Raw genomic sequence first — 19,927 nt, 5'->3', positions numbered from 1 at the left:
AAATGAATTTATTAGAACAAATTGAGAAGTGGAGTATCGAAACACCAGATCGCCTAGCATTTGTTTGGAGAGATGAGAGGCTCACTTTCGGACAACTAAAACAATATTCAGATGCACTTGCGGCGTGGATTATAAGAGAATATGAACAAGATGCTTCACCCATTATGGTCTATGGTCATATGCAGCCGGAAATGGTTGCATGTTTCTTGGCGTGCGTAAAAGCAGGACATGCCTATATACCAGTCGACGCATCCATTCCAGCAGAACGCGTGCTTCGCATCGCAGAAAATTCTGGCGCTAAGCTGCTTCTTTCTCCAACAACGGATGCATTGGAGTATTTGCCGGTTCGCGTCGTGGGAAAAAACTGGTTAGACGATGTATTTGAGACATATAAAGACGAAGCACCTGCTCCAGCAAACGCAGTAAAAGAATCAGACAATTTTTACATTATTTACACATCTGGAAGTACGGGAAATCCAAAAGGCGTACAAATCACGTCAAGCTGTCTCGAAAGCTTCGTGTCTTGGATGCTAGAGGATTTTAACCTGCAAACAGGACAAGTATTTCTAAATCAAGCGCCATTCTCCTTCGACTTATCCGTGATGGACTTATATCCCTCACTTGTCACAGGTGGAACTTTGTGGGCCGTTGATAAAGATATGATTGCAAAACCAAAAGATTTATTCGCCTCTTTAGCAAAATCTAATATTGACGTATGGACTTCAACACCGTCATTTGCAGAAATGTGTTTAATGGAACCGTCCTTCTCAGAGAGCATGCTTCCGAATGTACGAACATTCTTATTCTGCGGTGAAGTGTTATCAAATAATGCGGCGCGTCACTTGCTTGAGCGCTTCCCAAAAGCAGCCATTATGAACACATATGGGCCAACTGAGGCAACCGTTGCAATTACGGGTATTCAGATTGATCAGAATGTGCTAGAGCAATATAAATCCCTTCCAGTCGGCTATTGTAAGTCAGATTGCCGCGTTCTTATTCAGAAGGAAGATGGTACACTTGCTGCAGACGGTGAGAAAGGCGAAATCGTAATCGTCGGTCCAAGCGTAAGCACAGGCTATTTAGGAAGTCCAGAGTTAACGGCAAAAGCATTTACGACAGTTGATGGCGAACGTGCCTACAAAACAGGAGATGCGGGTTACTTACAGGACGGTCTGCTGTTTTATAATGGCCGTTTGGATTTCCAAATCAAGCTGCACGGCTACCGGATGGAGCTTGAGGAAATTGAGCATCATCTACGTTCCAGCCAATATGTGCAAAACGCTGTTATTTTGCCAATCAAAAAGGATGAAAAATATGACTATCTGCTCGCGGTCATTATTCCAGCTGAGCATTCGTTTGAAAAAGAGTTTCACTTAACATCAGCTATTCGGAAAGAGCTGAGTACTATATTGCCAAACTATATGATCCCAAGAAAGTTTATGTATCAGGATTCAATTCCGATGACAGCTAACGGAAAGGCTGATCGAAAAAAATTACTGAGTGAGGTTACAGAATGACGCCTTACGCAACGTTTTACTTTTTCATTATCGTGGCAGTTTTGCTTACGCCGACGATTATCGCGGGGCTAAAAGGCAAAGCGCTGCATACGTATAATGCGTTCGCAACTATCGTAATTTTGGCAATTGTGTTCGGGAACAAACCGGTGCAGGCAGGCACCTTAATCTTATTTACAATTTGGCAAGCAGTTCTTGTAAAAGGTTATCTAGCTCTCAGAAAGCGTGATAACAAGGCTAGTACATTTTATGCGGCAGTATTCTTGTCCATTTTGCCGCTCATTCTTGTGAAGGTAATTCCATTTGTACAGCCGATGAGTACAGTAGGGTTTCTCGGTATTTCGTATTTAACATTTAAAGCAGTGCAAATGACAATGGAAATTCGAGATGGACAGATTAAAGAAATTACAGTGTTTAACTTTTTGAGATTTCTGTTATTTTTTCCAACGATTACGTCCGGGCCCATTGACCGATACCGGAGATTCCAAAAGGATATAGAACAGCCGCCGACGGCTGAGCAATACAAAAACATGCTTTTTATAGGAATCAATCGTATTTTTCAAGGTTTTTTATATAAGTTCATTATTGGCTTTCTCATTCATACGTACATTTTGCAATGGACCTTTGTGAAGCAGGATACGTTCGCTTCTATCCTGCTTTATATGTACGCGTACAGTCTATATTTATTTTTTGACTTCGCAGGCTACAGTTCATTTGCGATCGGTGTAAGCTATATGATGGGGGTTAAAACGCCTGAGAACTTTAACAAGCCGTTTCTAAGCCGGAATATTAAGGACTTTTGGAATCGTTGGCATATGAGTCTATCCTTTTGGTTCCGCGATTATGTTTACATGCGTTTTGTATTTTTGATGACAAAAAAGAAGATTTTAAAAAACCGTTATGCGATTTCCAACATTGGTTTTTTCTTAAACTTCTTCATTATGGGAGTTTGGCATGGCCTGCATATCAATTACATTATTTACGGTTTGTACCATGCACTGCTTTTCATATTGTTTGATATATTTGAAAGGAAAAACAAACAGCATAAATTTTGGCCTAACAATACACTTACACATGTTCTGGCTGTTATCATTACGTTCCACCTTGTTTGCTTTGGTTTTTTAATCTTCTCTGGCCGTATTATCTAGCCTTGCTTTTTGCCAGAGATGGGGTAATATTATGTATGAAATCATAGAAGAGGAGAACTAAACATGGCTGATTTAAGAGAGCAAGTATTAGATATTTTGGAAGAAGTATGTCAAAATGACATCGTAAAAGAAAATCCGGATATACAGCTTTTTGAAGAAGGAGTTCTAGACTCATTCGGTACAGTGTCCTTACTAGTTGAAATCCAAGAACGCCTGGGAATGGAAGTTTCTATTTCTGATTTTGACCGCGATGAGTGGGCAACACCGAATATGATTATTAATAAATTGGCGGAGATGCGATGAAACAACCAACCTTTGGTCCAATCTTCCTGGCATTCGCCCTTTTTTGCACAATGCTCTTCATACCCGTACAATGGCTGTACCCGTTGATCAGCGATAAAAAGGTGGAAGATGCAGCTGCCTCCTTGAGTACAAATGTATTTCAAGGACTGGCTTTGCAAAAGCAAATGCTAGAGGATGATAAATATTTACCGATGTACGGTTCATCTGAGCTGTCTCGCTTAGATGTGTATCATCCGTATAATTATTTTAAAGTGAATCCAGAGGGCTTTACGCCATTTTTAATTGGCCGTGGCGGTACACAAAGCTTTGTGCATTTCTTAAGCTTTGCTGCGCTGGGGGATGACTTAAAAAATCGTGAGCTTGTATTTATTTTATCACCGCAGTGGTTTACGAAAGAAGGGCTGAATGAGGTGCATTTTGCACCTAACTACTCTTCCCTGCAGGCATATGAGCTTGTGTTTAATGATGAGCTTTCGGCTAGGCTAAAGAAAAAAGCAGCCAAACGGCTTCTCATGTTTGATATTGTCAGAAATGATAAGCTGTTAACAACGATGCTAGAAGGCATTGTATACCACGATATAAAGCATAAATATAAAGCAGCGGCAGTAAAACCGTTCGGTTATGTGTATCGGAATATTCTAGAACGCAAGGATATTGTCATGTCTCTATTCGCAGTAAATTCACGTAATCCTAAAATAGATCATCGTTTGCGGTCATTGCCTCTTAATGCTCTAAATAAACGTGCGGAGCGAACTGGAGAAGCAGACTCAAAAACGAATCCATATTGGATTAATGACCGGTATTATCGTAAGCATATTGCAGATAAGATTAGTAAGCTTAAAGGCTATAAAGCAAATGAATCTTATACCGAGTCCCCGGAATACGACGATTTACAATTGATTTTGGACTTGCTTAAGCAAGAAAAGACAAAAGCATTGTTTATTTCCATTCCAGTTAATGGTCCTTGGTATGACTTTGCTGGGTTCCCAAAGGAACGTCGTCAAGCATATTATGAAAAGGTGCGTACCGAAATTGAAAAATCCGGCTTTCCTGTCGCTGATTTATCAAGCCAAGAATATAATCCATTCTTTCTAAAAGATACCCTTCACATCGGCTGGAAGGGTTGGGTGTATGTAGACGAAGCATTAGCAGAATTTCATCGTAAGCAGTAAGAAAACCGTCTGGCATAAGCCAGACGGTTTTTTACACTGTAGGAAAGTATAAATTTCCAGCTAGAAGTGAATTCGGCGTAGTCGGAAATTTTAGGAATACAGTATAAGTAGGGCTACGCCTCTGTCTTCGCTCAAGAGCAGGGCTCGCCAGTCGGCGAGTTTTCTTTATCCCTATAAGATTAAGCGGTTATAGTATCTTTCTACGCACTCCGTCTTCTTGCCATAGGAGCAAATGAAGCTATATGATCCAGCTCTTCTTCAATATTTTTCTCGTGAAAAATTATTTAATAATTGAATAGACTGAAGAGAAGGGAATTTTCCCCTTTTACAAAATGACAGATTTCAGGAGGGGATTTCTTGAGAAAACCGTCAGCTTTACAGTACGGTGATACTGTAATGATTATTGCCCCAGCTAGCCCAGCCGATAGAGGCTTTATAAACCGTATGGTAATGAAATTAGAGAAACTTGGCCTTTCTGTTCGCGTTGGAAAAAGCGTGCAAAAAAAACGTGGTTATTTAGCAGGTACCGATTCTATGAGACTTCAGGATGTACATGAGGCATTTTGTGACCCGAGGGTAAAAGCTGTGTTTGCGGCTCGTGGCGGCTACGGGAGTGCCCGGTTTCTTCCAGGTTTAGACTTCTCTATTATCCGGCAAAATCCGAAAATCTTTTGGGGGTATAGCGATATTACAGCGCTTCATACAGCTTTTATCCAATATGCGCAGCTTGTAACGTTTCATGGACCGATGATGGAGGAAGGTGGCCGAGATGAAGAGGAAAGCGTATTTCCCTCCCTGCATCAGCTTTTTTCACCCACTACCATACAGTTTCAAGCAGCAGAAACAAATACGTACCCATCATTTTCTTACTCGTTTACGGCACCTATAATTGGGGGAAATGTAACTGTTTTGACAAGTACAATGGGTACACCCTACGAAATTGATACAACCGGAAAAATTCTTTTATTGGAGGATGTCGGAGAAGAACCCTATCGTCTTGACCGGATGTTTAATCAACTTCGGCTCGCAGGGAAGTTTGAACGGTGTGCTGGTGTGATCGCAGCAGATTTCCATAATTGCAATCCAAGCGCACGTGCTAGCTCACTTACGATTGCTGAGATTATCCATGATCATATTGTACCGTACAATATTCCGATTTTAAGCGGCTTTCCAATTGGACATTGCAAACCAAACGAGGGAATTCCGCTTGGGGTACAGGTCACAATGGATGGTATAGGGAAAACGATTTCATTTGAGTCCGGTGTACAATAAATATGTTCCAATCGATAAAGAAAACTCGCCGATTGGCAAGCCCTGCTCTTGGGCGAAGACAGAGGCGTAGTTGCCCTTATACTGTATTCCTAAAATTTCTCGCTACGTCGAATTATCTTCTAGCTAGAAATTTATACTTTCTTACAGTGTAAAGAAAACTCGCCGATTGGCGAGCTCTGCTCTTGGGCGAAGACAGAGGCGTAGTTGCCCTTATACTGTATTCCTAAATTTTCTGCTACGTTACATTCGCTTTTATCTGGAAACTTATCCTCACAGCGTAAAAAAAGAAAATTTCCTTCATTATTAAAATAAAAGCGTCGGATGAACCCGACGCTTTTGCATGTATGTTTCTTAAAAAGAATCTCAGATGTAAGCCCTTTTACTTCATCTCGTGTAGATTATTATCAAGCTCTATTCCGACTAGCTAAAGCATTTCAAAACAACTTTAGCTTTTCCTTATCTTAGTATCAATCACTTTTATTGATTATGAGTCCTAATGTAAGTAAAAGAATGAGCGCAGGGGTGATGATAAACGACACATACACGAAATGTTTGAGCCAAGCCCAGAAGGGGCAGTCTCCAAGCTTTTCCTCGATCTTCTTTTCCCATTCTGTAACCTTTTTATATAAAAGCTTTAGCTCATCCCATATGTCACAATCAATCTGTACTGTCATTGAGCTCTCCTTTCTGCTTCTCACATCTCCTAATACTATCATAATACAAGCTTCCATGTTTTGATATGAGAAAAGAAAGATTTCTGAAAGTGCACAGCTTAGAGCAAGATTAAGAGCTATTACATTTTTCCAATAAAAGCAAAAAGAAAAAATATTTAGAATATACACAATCAAGAATAAATATGTTATATTATGAATAAAAATGTACCCAAGGTTTTCGAAAGGAGAACACATATGAAAATTTGGTTTTATGAAAAGGATAAAAAAGAGGCAGATTTACTTGGCTTTTGGGATAATGTACCGGTTGTTCCACGCATTGGAGAAAAGGTGGAAATTGTCAATCAAGTTCGAACTGTTGCCGATATTAAATATGTAAAAAAGGGCGGAAACTTTAAAGTAGAAGTCATTATTAACTAATAAAAGAGACCGAGATGGTCTCTTTTTGTTAGTTTGCTAAGAGCTTTTCTATTGTATGATGCATAAGCTGAGGCAGCGGTCCCTCTGCATAGGCAATGTTTAGTCGTTCTGTCCATTTGTGCGCATCTTTTCCGACTGGCCCGATGTTGATTACAGGAATCTGCAGTTGTGCCATTTCACGAAGAGGCAGTTCATAGACTCGTTCCCAAAGCGGCATGTTTTCGGTAAGTGCAGCTATCGAAGAAATGGACGTCTGCGGCCCAATGTAGCTTAAGTCGCATAAGCCGGTAAAATATTCAAGCTGCTGCAAGTCAATGCCATGCTGCTCTGAGGCATGGTTAATTACGTCTTTTACAGCAGTGTGGACCGCTGTATTTCGTTTTGAACTGACAGCCGGATAATAAGGAGGGGCAAAGAACAATACAATCATTGGCCCTTTTTCGTTGCATAACGATGTGAGATCATGGATAAATCGAATAACAACATCCCGCTCATCTTCCCCTGCTTGTCTCGTTTGAAGTACGTTGCGCTCGATCTGCTCAACCGCTTGGGTTCCATGGTGCTCCTTAGCGTATGCAAGCAATTCTTCGAATGTTAGCACCTCTATATGAATATCGAGCGGATTGGACTGCTGCAGCGCTGCGAATCTTGCTGCCTGCGTTCGGTATGTTTGCTCAATATTGGCCGCAGCCGATTTGGCTGTTTGCAACAGCAAGGCTACAACCTCTTCAAGTGGCCTTTCCATTAAAAATAAATTAAAAAGTGCAACTGCTTTATGCGGCGTTTGCACGGAATAACCTTGTTTTAAATCATATTGCTGCAGGCTTGTCGGTGGATGTGTTATTTCATCTCCATATTGCTCGCAAAAGCCTACATTTAACTCCATCTCGCATGTCACATGCGATACCATTAAATTAGCATTTAATCCCGCCAGCGGTTCTCCGACATGAGACTCCTTTCCACAGCAAAAAAGGCCTGGTAATACCTTCCCTAACGACCCCGTATAGATATATTTTGCATTGTCTCCTGGATAACGAGCAAACATCGGTTCAGCATTCACGCAGGCTGTATAGGTTAAGCCGTGCTCCTCTGCCAATTGCAGTAAGATAGGCACAGCTGCAATCATTCCTGCTGAGTTTACTTCTTCATCGCAAACAGAGAGCATGAGCACATTGCCATCGAAGGCTCCTCGGGTCGCACGCTCTAGCATCATCATTCCAACAGCGATTCCGCACTTCATATCCATCGTTCCTCTTCCAAACAGCCATTCACCACTTTCCATATCCTTTACTGCATCGGCCGGAAGAAGATGTTTATTTTCATAAAACTGCTTTGTTAGTTCATCAGGCTGAAAAGCAAGGTGCTTCCATCTGCCATAATCATCGATATTCACTACATCAAAATGATTTAATAAAATAACAGTCTGTGTTGCTCCCTCTTTTTTAGCAAGAGCTGTGACCACAAGGCGATTATCTGCCGTTGGATGAAGCCGCACAGCATCTGGATGCTGCTCGAAATAAGGAAGCGTCCGCAGAGTGTCCGCAATATAATGTGCGATTTGTACCTCTTGCTCTGACCCGGTAATACTCCCGCAGCGAATAAGCTCTTTTACAAGACTCCAAAAGCCCTCTCTTGACTGCCATTTCTCTGTTGTATGCTGCATATAAATCTCTCCAATCAAAATATCGTTATATGTGTTGATCATCCCTATGTATTATACAAGAGCTTCCGTTTCTGTATAAAGGAACTGATTTCGTAGTATGATAGAATGCCGCAGCCAATATACAAAGATATATGCAAAAAACTCGCCAGTCGGCGAGTTTTCTTTACGATATTGTTCTATTTTTCCATTCCCGTGATGAGAGCATTTCCTGCAGCTGCTCATCGAGGTTCATAAAGCCGTATGTACGAGCAGCCTTCCCGGTCCGTTCCCCTAAGTAAGCATAGCGCAACGCTAATATATCCTCACTAACGCCTAAACGGCCCATTTCCCCCATAAAGGCTGCGATAGCCGCTTGGTTTGGAAATAATACTGTATCCCATGAAAACTCAGTCCATAGCCGCTCTGTGACCTCATGAAAGCGCACATCCTGCTTAATCTCATGCGTATATAGCATCTTGCCGCAGCCATACGCTGCAAATAAGGCTTCGCGTTCTGTGTCAGACAGGACACGCCCGATATAAATTGTACGGCATGAAGATAATATTGCCTCCTGCGCTTGAACTCCAAATTGATTAAGCTCTGCTCTTGACTTTTCGGAAACACCTTGGATCTGGCGCGGAAGGTCACGTACATCATAACCAGCCTGGACAATGGCTTCCATAAATAGGGCTGCACTTTCATTCGCAGTAAACACAAGACGCTCCGCCTGAAATGCCGCTGCTAGCTCTTCTTTAGAAAATGGCAAGGTTTCTTTCTTAAAATGTGGAATTTCCCAAACCTCGGCCCCGCTTTCTGCTAAATACCCGGCAATGCCGCTCTGCTGAGCCGATGATTTCGCAATCAACACACGTTTTCCGTAATAGGGCTTTCGTTCAAACCAGGCAAGCCGCCCTCGAAGCTGCACAGCTTCTCCTACAACGGTCATCGCAGGATTGGCGATTTCACTTTCCTGCACCGCTTGTACGATTGTCCGCAGCGTCCCTGTTGCCGTCTTTTGTCTGCCTGTCGTTCCCCATTCAATTACCGCAACAGGTGTGCTTTCACCTCTTCCGTTTGCGATGAGCTGTTCGCAAATAAACGGCAAGTTTTGAATTCCCATATAAAATGCACATGTTTTACTTTTGGCAAGCGCTGTAAAATCGAGCTCCAGCTCCCCTTTTGAATGACCTGTCGCAATTGTGAAGGTATTGCTATACTCGCGGTGCGTCACCGGAATCCCCGCGTAGGCCGCTGCTGCGATGCTTGAGGTGACGCCTGGGATCATTTCATATAAAATACCATGCTCAGCCAATTCTGCTGCTTCTTCGCCGACACGTCCAAACACGGAAGGGTCGCCGCCTTTTAGGCGAACGACCGTCTTTCCTTCTAGTGCATGCTGCACAAGCGCTTGATTAATTTGTTCCTGCCTCATAATATGTCTTTTTGGCAATTTGCCGCAATATACAAATTCGCAATCGCTGCTTGCATACTCCAGCAGGCGCGGGTTGACGAGGCGATCGTATAAAATGACATCCGCCTTTTGCAGACATTCCTTCCCTCTTTCTGTGATAAGCTTCGCATCTCCTGGTCCCGCTCCTATTAAATACACCTTTCCAACAAGCTTTGTCATGTTAGCCTCCTTACACTGTAATATATACGTACCCGTCTTTTACTTCTGTTTCGTATGTTTGTATACAGCCGTCATCTGGCTTCTGCACTTCTCCGGTAACGAGAGAGATTTTCCAGTTATGCAGCGCGCAAAACACGTACTCTCCTGACACAACACCTTCTGTCAATGGTCCATTTTTATGAGGGCATACATTGCTCACTGCCCTTACATCTCCACTGCTCAGGCGAAACAATGCAATCGATTTGCCTTCAATGTTTACCTCTTGACCAATTTGCATTGGCAAATGTTCAAGCTCTATCACTTTTACTTTCTTTGGCGTCTGTGTGGTCATGTTCTTCCTCTCCCTCTCCCTATCTATTAGCGGGGGAATCTCCCCCGCCTTTTTGATAACTAAAAATTCTAGTGTTTCCCCATTTCCTTTATACGTGCTTTACTTCGTACATTGCGCGCAGTTGAGGTGTTTGCAGCACTTCTTCCCATGGCTCACGATACTTTGCGATGGCCGTTTCAAAGCGCTCATTCAGCTCGTTCACTTTCACTTCGTCCATCATAGTTTCTTTAACATGTTCAAAGCCCATACGCTCGACCCAAGGAGCTGTACGTTCTAAGTACACACCTGTTTCACGATAATATTGAACAAAAGCTGCCGCTAAACGAAGCACTTCCTCATCTGTTTTTACTGTGCATAATAGCTGTGCTTCCTTAACTTCTGTTCCGCCATTTCCGCCAATGTAAATTTGGAAGCCATTCTCAACGCCAATTACCCCAAAGTCTTTTACGCCAGATTCAACGCAGCTGCGCGGACAAGCGGATACGCCCATTTTTACTTTATGCGGTGTATCAATGCGCTCAAATTTCTTTTCAAGTGCGATACCGAGGGACATGGAATCTTGTGTACCGAATCGGCAAAATGCTGCACCTACACAAGTTTTCACTGTACGAAGGGTCTTGCCGTACGCATATCCAGATGGCATTTCAAGATCCTCCCAGACGCTTGGTAAATCCTCCTTCTTAATGCCATATAAGCCGATGCGCTGACCGCCTGTCAATTTAATTAAAGGTACTTCATACTTCTCAGCCACTTCTACAAGTTTTTTCAATTGCTGTACGTCTGTAACACCGCCATACATACGCGGGATAACTGAGTATGTTCCGTCTTTTTGAATATTTGCATGCATCCGCTCGTTTACAAGACGAGATTGTTTTTCGTCTGCATATTCCTTTGGCCAAATCATACCTAAATAGTAGTTTAACGCAGGACGGCATTTTACGCAGCCTTCTTCATGCTTCCAGCCAAGTACATAACGCACCTCTTTTGCTGTTTTTAAGCCTTTTGTGCGAATTTCCTCAGTAAGCTCATCGCGAGATAATGTGGTACATTCACAAATGCCCGCCTTTTCCTCCTGAATTGCGCCACCTAGTGTATGCTCTAGTACTCCGACAACAAGAGGCTTACATTTTCCGCAGGAACCGCCTGCTTTTGTGCATGTTTTCACTTCTTCGAATGTTTTTAAGTCTTGCTCTAAAATAGCCTGTACAATTGCTCCTTTTGTTACACCGTTACAGCCGCAAATTGTCTCCTCTGGTCCCATGGAAGCAACAAGATTTTCATCGCCTTCGTCTGCTCCCTTATGAAGAATAGAGGCAGGTGTATATTCGCTAACATCTGCTTTCTGCTTTAGTAAGCGGAACAAACGGTTGCTATCTGATACATCACCGTACAAGACAATACCAACGATTTTGTTGTCACGAATCAGTACCTTTTTATAGGTCCCTGCTACACCGTCATGCGCCGTAATCGCTTTTGTTGCCTCGTCCTCATGAATTTGTCCGGCAGAAAACAAGTCACAGCCTGATACCTTTAATTGTGTAGAGAGCAAGCTTCCTGTATAGCCTTCCGTTGCCAGATCGCATATATGTTCAGCAAGCACAGCTCCTTGTTCATACAATGGAGCAACAAGACCATACACATTTCCATTATGCTCTGCACATTCTCCCACCGCATATATGGAAAGATCCGCTGTTTGCATAAAGTCATTTACAACAATACCGCGATTTACTTCTAATCCTGCTTCCTTCGCAAGCAATACATTCGGGCGAATACCGACCGCCATTACAACTAGATCGCAGGCTGTTTCAGAACCGTCCTTAAAGCGAATGCCTTGTACACGATTCTCGCCAATAATTTCCGCCGTTTGCTGTTCCATCAAAAACCGCATGCCCTGCGCTTCTAAATCGCGCTTTAATAACGCTCCCGCAGGCGCATCAAGCTGCTGTTCCATCAAATTCGGCATAAGATGAACAACCTCTACCTCCATACCCATGTTCAATAGACCGCGTGCCGCTTCCAATCCAAGTAAGCCGCCGCCAATTACAACTGCTTTTTTATATTCTTTCGCGGTTTCCATCATCATATTGCAATCATCAATCGTACGGAATCCTGTTACACCTAAAAGAGCATGCCCTGGAACAGGTAAAATGAATGCAGAAGACCCTGTTGCAATGAGGAGCTTGTCATACTCGACCGTGCGATGATTTTCTGTACGAACAAATTTGGCTCCCCTATCGATATGGGTTACTTTTTCGTTTGTGTATAAAGTAATATTATTTTCTTTATACCAGCTCCAGTCATTCATCACTATTTCAGCTTGTGTTGTTTTGCCCTGCAGCACATTGGATAAAGCAATACGATTATAGTTAGGATATGGCTCATCACCAAATACCGTAATTTCAAATTTCTCTGGATTTCGTTTTAAAATTTCTTCGATACAGCGGATACCGGCCATTCCGTTGCCGATCATAACGAGACGTTGTTTACTCATTTTGAAATCCTTCTTTCTTTGTGAATTTTTGAGCATTCATCTTGGCTTCATTGTAGCAAAGGGGATTAGAAAAGAATATAAGTCCGAGGCAGTTGTAAAAAAATCGCCAAAAATGCCTTTATTTTGGGCCAAAACTATGATGAACATCACAGTTTTCGGTTAATATTTTGTGAACATTTAGAAAGAAGATAAGAATTTCTTATCGAGTTTTCATGAAAAAACGAAATATTCTTATGATTCCTTTTGCGTTATGCTAGTAGAAAAGAAGGGAGATGGTATAGATGGATAACAAACAGCGTGTACAAGAGCAGTTCGGTAAGTATGCAGCTCATTATGTAACAAGCGAAATCCACGCTAAAGGAAAAGACCTGGCAGTACTTCTTGCACTCTCTGAGGCAAAGAAGGAAGATATTGTTCTCGATATCGCCACAGGCGGCGGTCATGTTGCCAACGGCTTTGCGCAGCTTGTAGATCAGGTTACCGCACTTGATCTAACAGAAAACATGCTGCAGGAAGCGGAAGCATTTATTCGCGGAAATGGACATACAAACGTTACCTTTATGAAGGGTGATGCCGAGCGGCTGCCGTTTCCTGATGCTTCATTTTCTATTGTGGCTTGCCGCATTGCACCGCATCATTTCTCGGACATTGCTGCTTTTGCGGCCGAGAGCTACCGTGTGCTCCAAGAAAACGGGAAGTTTCTTCTGATCGATAACGTTGCTCCTGAGCAAGATGAGCTTGATACCTTTTACAATACAGTGGAGAAAAAGCGGGACAATAGCCACTACCGTGCTTGGAAGAAATCTGAATGGATTTCACTATTAGAGCGTTCAGGATTTACAGTGCAGCAGCTTGTGACCTTCTCAAAAACATTTCAATTTGAAAAATGGTGCAAACAAGCAGGATTGCCGGAAACGGAGAAACAAGAGCTGGAGCAGTATATGCTGAATGGGGATAAACAGATAGCGAAGCATTTTCATATTGAGGTACAGGACGGACATATCAGCAGCTTTCAAGGGCAAGCTGTGTTGATACAGTGCAGAAAATAAAGAAAACTCGCCGACTGGTAAGCCTTGCCTTTATACTATATTCCTAAAATTTCTCACTACATCGAATGGTCTCCCAGCTTTCAGGTGGGAATTTATATTTTCTACAATGTAACAATAAACGCGCAGTATGCTTCTAGACACGCTGCGCGTTAAAATTCCTCATCTAGCGGGCTGGTAGAAAAGAAATTCCCATGACTTGTGCCATTAATTGTGGAAGATCTGTGTTATTGTGTAAACCGTAGAACAGGTTAGATCCTGGCCCGAATGCATATACCGGGACATCCATACCAGTATGCTTAAAAGTTGTCCAGCCAACTAATGCACGTTCTGAAATCACTTCATTAATTGCTATGTCCGTCGTTTGAGCAGCTTTAATTCTTGCAGCTTCTTCATCTGTAAGATTTATATTAGCATAGTGTTTCACTACTTCCTTTATATTGCTGCGGGCAGGATTGAGCTTTTTTGCCATAAAGAAGCCTGTTGCAGTTACGTTGCGAAGCATTTCAATATTTGCAGCATATTTCCCGTAACCACCAACGGACATACCTCCCGTATCATGATCACCCGCTACAACGACTAAAGTATGTTTGTCCTTTTTGGCGAATTCTAATACCTTTTCCACTGCTGCTTCAAATGCTTCGGCATCTTTCATCGCCCAAGCTGCATCGTGAACATGCCCTGCCCAATCAATCTCACTTCCTTCAATCAGCAAGAAAAATCCGTCTTTCTCCTGATGAAGCACTTCAATGGCTGCTTTGCTCATCTCAGCTAGGCTAGGCTGCTTGGTTACATCCCGATCCAATTCTGCTGCTAAGCCCTCTTCAGCAAACAAACCGATTAGCTTCCCAGTCTTTTTGGCAGCAGACAGCTGTTCCCGATTGCTGACCAATTGGTACCCCTTTTCCCGTGCCTCCTTTAAAAGTGAATCAGGAAAATACCTCCTTCCGCCTCCTAGAATCACATCTACTCCATTGTTCAGCAGCTGGGGTGCAATAGTTGCTTCGCTTGTACGTGAAACAGCATGTGAAGCAAATGCAGCAGGAGTGGCATGCGTAATCGTGGCAGTAGCGACTAATCCAGAGGCTTTTCCCGTTGCCTCAGCGGCTTCAAGAATCGTTTTCAACGTCTTACCTTTTGGTGAAAGGCTAATCATTCCATTATTTGTTTTGACTCCTGTCGCCATTGCTGTTGCAGCAGCAGCTGAATCTGTTACCGCGGAGCTTGCAGAATATGTTCGATGCATACCGACGAACATGGAGTCCAAAAGAGATTGTTTGCCTTTATACCAACGATAGTGCGTTGCATACGCCGCAGAAAAACCATCTGGAATCATAAATATAACGTTTTTTACCTTCCCGTTATCATGGTTAGTTTCTGCTTCCGCAGATGATGGTGAAAAAGCACAGGTGCCCATCAAACTACCAACAGCAATAGAAGACATAGCTGCAAAAAGGAATAGCTTCTTTTTAAAACTTGTGTTGAACACTCTATTTGCCCCCTAAAAAATGATTAGCTAAAAAGCCTGTCCGATCCCTAGGGATGGTAAAGAAAAATGGAAACTGTGTACAAACTTATCCTGATCCATTCAGTACTGTAATATCATTTCCTGTGTTATCAAAAATTAATTGGAATACTGAAAATGAATATTCTCTTCTATGTTAGGTACCATCAAAGAATGATGTTTCCATTTATTGTAAATAAAAATGAGCACCCTCTATTCTGAGGGTGCTCACTATACTCTGTTTATCTATGCTCTTTTCTGTGTTCTCACCAAGCTTTGTTTATTGATAAATAATACGGAACAGTAAACAAGAAGGAAAAATACCATGACGAAAGCTGAAAATAAATAAATGGAACTATAGCTTGTTTTTACGGCAATCAAACCAAGAATAGCCGAACCTCCCCCGATCCCCAGGTCAAACGAATTAAAGAACATCGCAGTTACCTTTGTGAATTGTTCAGGCTTGGTATTATTCAAAGTCCAGGCTTGTAGAGAAGGGAATAATGATCCCGTTCCCATACCATATAAAGCCGCAGCAATGAGTAAATCACTTAAAGTGGTAGCTTGGTATAATAAAACAAATCCAATGGTAATGGAGATAGAACTTGGAATCAAGACCCAGGCATGCCCTTTTCGGTCGAATACTTTTCCGGAAATAAAACGGATTAAAAATCCGCTCACTGTATTTACAAAATAAAACCATGCCACTCCTTCAATATTTAGCTCCTTTGCATAGAGTGCCATAAAACTAATGACTCCTCCAATGCATATGCCAAACAAAAGCATTAGGAAGCAAGGAAAAATAGCGGAAGGTTCAATCATTGACTGGAGGAATGATTTCTCTGTTTGATTAGAATTGGCCACACTTTCTGGAAAAGAAATGAAGCTAACGCAAGAAAGAAATACTAGCAAACTAAGTCCTGCGACTCCAAATAATATAATTGGATTGTACGAGTTAAATAGCCACATCCCAGCGAAAGGCGATAGTGCCAAAGCAACGGTTGTGCCATTCCCAATCATTCCCATCCCTTCGCCTCGTCTGTCTTTCGGAATAATCTCCGCTGCTAAAGTAGAAAGAATCGTAACAGCAAGACCAAAGCCAAAACCATGCAGAATACGAATCGAAAGTGCAAGGATAAAGCTTGTGCCAATATAATAACCTAGAGTTGAGAGTAAACAAATAAGAATAGAGACAACTAATACTTTCTTTCTCCCAAATTTATTAGTAAAAATTTCAGTAAACGGCCGAATGATAATAGCAGAAAAAGTAAAGCTCCCGATGATCAATCCTATTTTGGATATATCAAGGCTCCCATACTTTTCCAAAAAAAGCGGGAGAGTTGGCAGCAAAATATCAAATGCGAAAAAAGCAAATGCATTGGCTAACATGATAATAATAAATGTTTTAGTCCATAAAGACGGTGGTGTATTTGACACGAAGGTAGGCTCCTTTTGTTAAATGTATTAAATGATTATAGCACGATAAAGTAAAACAACTAGTTCAGCTTCTAGGTGCTTCATTTGTTTTGGTTTCGTTATATACTTTTTATATTATGAAAAATTCACTATGTTTAATAACAGAATCACAAATAGTTATTCTGACATAATTATTCCAGCAGAGTCTTCTTAAAAAAGAAATAGTAAACACATACATAAAAAAGGTATTTACATATTAGTTATGTCTAATGTGTAAATACCTTTTTTTAGGGATTTTTAGAAATGAGGTCTTGCTATCATCAAGCCCTCTGCTTCTTAAAAATCAAACACAAAATCATCATTTGTCAGTTTTTCAACATTTGTTGCTTTGACGTAACCATTTCCTTTACCTGTATGTTCCCACAAGCTCGCTACACTTGCAGCGGGACGAACCCGGCTCATGCTTTCGCATGAGAGCAGACTATATCATCATCCGTTTTGGATGCTCCGCGCTTCCACTCGCTTGAGTGTACTCCCTTTTTAAGGGATAGTCGTTGCACGTTCCTCATAGAGGCTTCGCTCAGGATTGCCATATCACTTACGCAACACAGGCTTTCCCTGAATTCACGGAGTTATTCGATAGACATTTCTGCCTAAAGCCGCTCAAGAAAAGAACGGAGAAAAAGTCATGGTTTTTTGTATCAGTACGAAGTCCGTTTAAGACAATTGGATTAATCTCCTCATCCTCAAAATATGGATCCATACCAAGATTCATTAACGCCTTATTTGCATTGTAGCGAACAAATTTGTTCACTTCATCTACAAGACCTATTGACGTATAAATTTCTTCTGTATATGCTTGTTCATTTTCATATAAGTCGATTAAGAGCTCAAGTATTTCTGCTTTTACCTCTTGCTGCTCGTCTTCTGATAGCTTTGCGTATAATTCTTGTGCTAATAAGCCAACGAACACACCGTGAATGGACTCATCACGTATGATCAGGTTAATAATTTCACCACTTGCTGTCATCTTACCTTGACCAGCGAGATAAAGCGGATAGAAGAACCCGCTGTAGAATAAATAGCTTTCCAAAAACACGCTTGCAACCATCGCCATATATAGCTCTTTATTCGTTACCTCTGGCTTTAACAGGCGGCGGTAGTAGGACGTAATGATGCTTCCTTTTTTCTCTAGAAGCGGATGCTCGTCTACCCATTTAAAAATACCGTCAATTTCTTCTTCTGTTGCGAGTGTCGTAAAAATATGACTGTATGACTTTGCGTGTACTTCCTCCATCGCACCCATAAACGCCAGCACGCTTTTTGCCTGCAGATTGTTCACATGCACGAGGATGAGCGGCATACCCTCGCCGCCCTGTTTCGTGTCAAGCAAGGTCAAGCCGCCGAGAACTCGCTTGTAGGCAACTTGCTCTTCCTTAGATAACTGTACCCAAGTGTTTTTGTCAGAGGAAACAGCGATTTCCTCCTCCGTCCAAAACTGGGCGATATTTTGCTTCCAAAACATTAAGCTGTAATCATCTTCTTGCTTATTCCAGTTTACTGCGCGCACTATAAACCACCCCTTCTCTCTCTAAAAATTAGACTACGCACGCTACGCACTCTTCTACGCTTAGCTTTCGTGTTCTTGTATAATACAAGCTCTTTAAGCCTTTTTTGTGAGCGTAGATATAATAACGCGCCAATTCGCGTGTGGAAATATCGCTATTCACGTATAAAATCGTGCTGATTCCTTGATCTACATGCTGCTGAATTTCCGCGATTAAGTCAATAAGCTTAAATTGATTAATATCATAAGAGGATTTATAGTACCAAAACGTTTCTTTTGATAAGAACGGCATTGGGTAATATGTTGTTGCATTTGCATACGTTCTAGACTCAATTTGGTTTACGATCGGCATTACGCTAGATGTCGCGTTTTGAACGTAGCTGATGGATTGCGTCGGAGCGATTGCAAGCCTATAAGCATTGTATAATCCGTATATTTGAACTTGTTCTTTCAGATTACTCCAATCTTCCTGCGTCGGAACATGCATGCCTTCAAACAGCTTTTTTACCTTGTCTAAGCATGGTCTAAAGTCAGTTGTTTCGTATTTCTCGAAGTATGTTCCTTTCGCATACTCGGACTTCTCAAAGTCTTTAAATGTCTCGCCTCGCTCTTTTGCGATTTCCATACTTTTCTCGATGGAATAGTAGTTCAACATCATAAAGAAGGTACGAGCAAAATCCTTCGCTTCTTCGCTTTCGTACGCGATTTTATTTTTTGCCAAGAAACCGTGCAGGTTCATTGCACCTAAGCCAACAGAATGAAGTTCATCATTCGCCTTTTTCACTGTTGGAGCGTTTTGAATCACTGTCATATCAGAAACGGCTGTCAAAGCCTCCATACCGGTATGCACTGCTTCGCGAAGTTCTTTGTTTTCCATTACGTTGACAATGTTTAAAGATCCTAGGTTACAGTTAATATCACGGCGGATAATATCGCCTACACCGTAATCGTTAATTTCTGATGTTTCTTGAAGTTGGAAAATTTCCGAACAAAGGTTCGACATTTTAATTGAACCAATATCCTTAAGCGGATGCTGCTCATTCGCATTTGATTTAAACATGATGTACGGATATCCTGATTCCAATTGGATCATAGAAACTTTAATTAGCATGTCACGCGCACTTAAATCAAGCTTTTTCTTTTTGATTTTCGGATTTGCAACCAGTTCTTCGTACATCGCATCAATATCCATATCGTCTAGGTGTTTTCCATACTCTTTAAACACTGTATATGGAGCGAATACGTATAGAGGTTCATCCTTCTCTGCTAGTTCAAAAAACTTGCTTGGTACGATTAATCCGATGGAGAGGGATTGGATCCGAGTTTTTTCATCAGCGTTGATTTTTTTCGAGTCAAGGAATTCAATAATATCCCAGTGGAAAATGTTCAAGTACACGGCGCCTGCGCCTTTTCTTTGTCCTAACTGATTTGCATAAGAGAAAGAATCCTCTAACAGCTTCATCACCGGCATTACACCGCTTGCCGCATTTTCAATCCCTTTAATTTCTTCTCCTCTGGCTCGTAGTTTAGAAAGATTTAGCGCACCTTCTGTTCCACCAGGTTCGCTATACCTAGTGCGTCCATTTGGACAGCTTACAGTCGCCTGTAAGAGCAGACCATATCATACTCTTCCATATTTGGTAAGAGTCCCTGCGTTTCGGACGCCAAACGCTTGCGTCCTACTCTACTCTCTTCCGCTGAGACAGCGTGATTTCGATGGTCGTTACACCTTTTATCTAATTGGTCAAATTTTGGTCAAGAAATCGGTAGCTTGAAAATTCATCATTCTCACAGCTGACC

16 protein-coding genes and 1 pseudogene are annotated in these 19,927 nt (G+C 41.8%); 7 read left to right on the top strand and 10 right to left on the bottom strand.

Going from position 1 to position 19,927, the window contains the following annotated elements; all coding sequences use genetic code 11:
* Positions 1–2: 2 nt before the first annotated feature.
* The 5 genes from dltA (at position 3) to EP737_RS10975 (ending at position 5,409) form a co-directional block, all read left to right on the top strand.
* Positions 3–1,517: a D-alanine--poly(phosphoribitol) ligase subunit DltA gene (gene dltA / locus EP737_RS10995; protein WP_129728016.1), complete on the top strand. Its 1,515-nt coding sequence runs from the start codon at positions 3–5 to the stop codon at positions 1,515–1,517.
* On the top strand, positions 1,514–2,662 hold the full coding sequence (dltB, locus tag EP737_RS10990; RefSeq protein ID WP_129728015.1) for a D-alanyl-lipoteichoic acid biosynthesis protein DltB: 1,149 nt from the start codon (positions 1,514–1,516) through the stop codon (positions 2,660–2,662). Before dltA ends, dltB begins: the two co-directional genes overlap by 4 nt.
* Before the next feature lie 63 nt (positions 2,663–2,725).
* The gene (dltC, locus tag EP737_RS10985; protein ID WP_129728014.1) at positions 2,726–2,965 is read left to right on the top strand and encodes a D-alanine--poly(phosphoribitol) ligase subunit DltC; all 240 of its coding nucleotides are present in this window, start codon (positions 2,726–2,728) and stop codon (positions 2,963–2,965) included.
* The gene (gene dltD, locus EP737_RS10980) at positions 2,962–4,137 is read left to right on the top strand and encodes a D-alanyl-lipoteichoic acid biosynthesis protein DltD (RefSeq protein ID WP_129728013.1); all 1,176 of its coding nucleotides are present in this window, start codon (positions 2,962–2,964) and stop codon (positions 4,135–4,137) included. The genes dltC and dltD overlap by 4 nt, the downstream gene beginning before the upstream one ends.
* Before the next feature lie 396 nt (positions 4,138–4,533).
* Positions 4,534–5,409: a S66 peptidase family protein gene (locus EP737_RS10975; RefSeq protein ID WP_425455883.1), complete on the top strand. Its 876-nt coding sequence runs from the start codon at positions 4,534–4,536 to the stop codon at positions 5,407–5,409.
* Between the two features lie 467 nt (positions 5,410–5,876).
* On the opposite strand, the gene EP737_RS10970 is transcribed toward EP737_RS10975, so the two are convergent.
* The gene (locus EP737_RS10970; RefSeq protein WP_205650923.1) at positions 5,877–6,125 is read right to left on the bottom strand and encodes a hypothetical protein; all 249 of its coding nucleotides are present in this window, start codon (positions 6,123–6,125) and stop codon (positions 5,877–5,879) included.
* Between the two features lie 192 nt (positions 6,126–6,317).
* On the opposite strand from EP737_RS10970, the gene EP737_RS10965 reads away from it, so the two are divergent.
* Positions 6,318–6,500, top strand: coding sequence for a DUF3913 family protein (locus tag EP737_RS10965; RefSeq protein WP_129728010.1), 183 nt, complete (start codon positions 6,318–6,320; stop codon positions 6,498–6,500).
* Between the two features lie 28 nt (positions 6,501–6,528).
* Here the strand turns inward: EP737_RS10965 and EP737_RS10960 are convergent, their stop codons facing one another.
* The 4 genes from EP737_RS10960 to nirB all read right to left on the bottom strand — a co-directional run bounded on the left by EP737_RS10960 (position 6,529) and on the right by nirB (position 12,594).
* On the bottom strand, positions 6,529–8,205 hold the full coding sequence (locus EP737_RS10960) for a M20/M25/M40 family metallo-hydrolase (RefSeq protein WP_246040228.1): 1,677 nt from the start codon (positions 8,203–8,205) through the stop codon (positions 6,529–6,531).
* Positions 8,206–8,326: 121 nt separating this feature from the next.
* Complete coding sequence (cobA, locus tag EP737_RS10955; protein ID WP_129728008.1) at positions 8,327–9,772, bottom strand: uroporphyrinogen-III C-methyltransferase; 1,446 nt, start codon at positions 9,770–9,772, stop codon at positions 8,327–8,329.
* Positions 9,773–9,782: 10 nt separating this feature from the next.
* Positions 9,783–10,103 carry a nitrite reductase small subunit NirD gene (gene nirD / locus EP737_RS10950; RefSeq protein ID WP_129728007.1) on the bottom strand — a complete coding sequence of 107 codons (321 nt, stop codon included), beginning with the start codon at positions 10,101–10,103 and terminating at the stop codon, positions 9,783–9,785.
* A gap of 88 nt (positions 10,104–10,191) precedes the next feature.
* Positions 10,192–12,594, bottom strand: a complete 2,403-nt coding sequence (gene nirB, locus EP737_RS10945) for a nitrite reductase large subunit NirB (protein WP_165350758.1) — start codon at positions 12,592–12,594, stop codon at positions 10,192–10,194.
* 281 nt (positions 12,595–12,875) lie between these two features.
* On the opposite strand from nirB, the gene EP737_RS10940 reads away from it, so the two are divergent.
* The gene (locus EP737_RS10940) at positions 12,876–13,643 is read left to right on the top strand and encodes a class I SAM-dependent methyltransferase (RefSeq protein ID WP_129728005.1); all 768 of its coding nucleotides are present in this window, start codon (positions 12,876–12,878) and stop codon (positions 13,641–13,643) included.
* A gap of 163 nt (positions 13,644–13,806) precedes the next feature.
* Here EP737_RS10940 and EP737_RS10935 read toward each other — a convergent pair whose 3' ends face one another.
* The 5 genes and pseudogenes from EP737_RS10935 to nrdE form a co-directional block, all read right to left on the bottom strand.
* Positions 13,807–15,129, bottom strand: coding sequence for an alkaline phosphatase (locus EP737_RS10935; RefSeq protein WP_246040227.1), 1,323 nt, complete (start codon positions 15,127–15,129; stop codon positions 13,807–13,809).
* Positions 15,130–15,390: 261 nt separating this feature from the next.
* Positions 15,391–16,581: an MFS transporter gene (locus EP737_RS10930; RefSeq protein ID WP_129728004.1), complete on the bottom strand. Its 1,191-nt coding sequence runs from the start codon at positions 16,579–16,581 to the stop codon at positions 15,391–15,393.
* Between the two features lie 315 nt (positions 16,582–16,896).
* Entirely contained in the window at positions 16,897–17,022 is a 126-nt protein-coding gene (locus tag EP737_RS26540; RefSeq protein ID WP_281278889.1) for a hypothetical protein, read from the bottom strand.
* Positions 17,023–17,233: 211 nt separating this feature from the next.
* A pseudogene (nrdF, locus tag EP737_RS10920) lies at positions 17,234–18,130 on the bottom strand (class 1b ribonucleoside-diphosphate reductase subunit beta); the annotation flags it as partial.
* A 28-nt stretch (positions 18,131–18,158) separates the two neighbouring features.
* The gene (gene nrdE / locus EP737_RS10915; RefSeq protein WP_425455882.1) at positions 18,159–19,742 is read right to left on the bottom strand and encodes a class 1b ribonucleoside-diphosphate reductase subunit alpha; all 1,584 of its coding nucleotides are present in this window, start codon (positions 19,740–19,742) and stop codon (positions 18,159–18,161) included.
* Positions 19,743–19,927 lie beyond the last annotated feature (185 nt).

This window comes from Ectobacillus funiculus (assembly GCF_004138295.1).
GTDB classification, from domain to species: Bacteria; Bacillota; Bacilli; order Bacillales; family Bacillaceae_G; genus Ectobacillus; species Ectobacillus funiculus.
The sequence above is the reverse complement of the archived record's forward strand: the minus strand, read 5'-3'. Positions and strand labels throughout refer to the sequence as shown.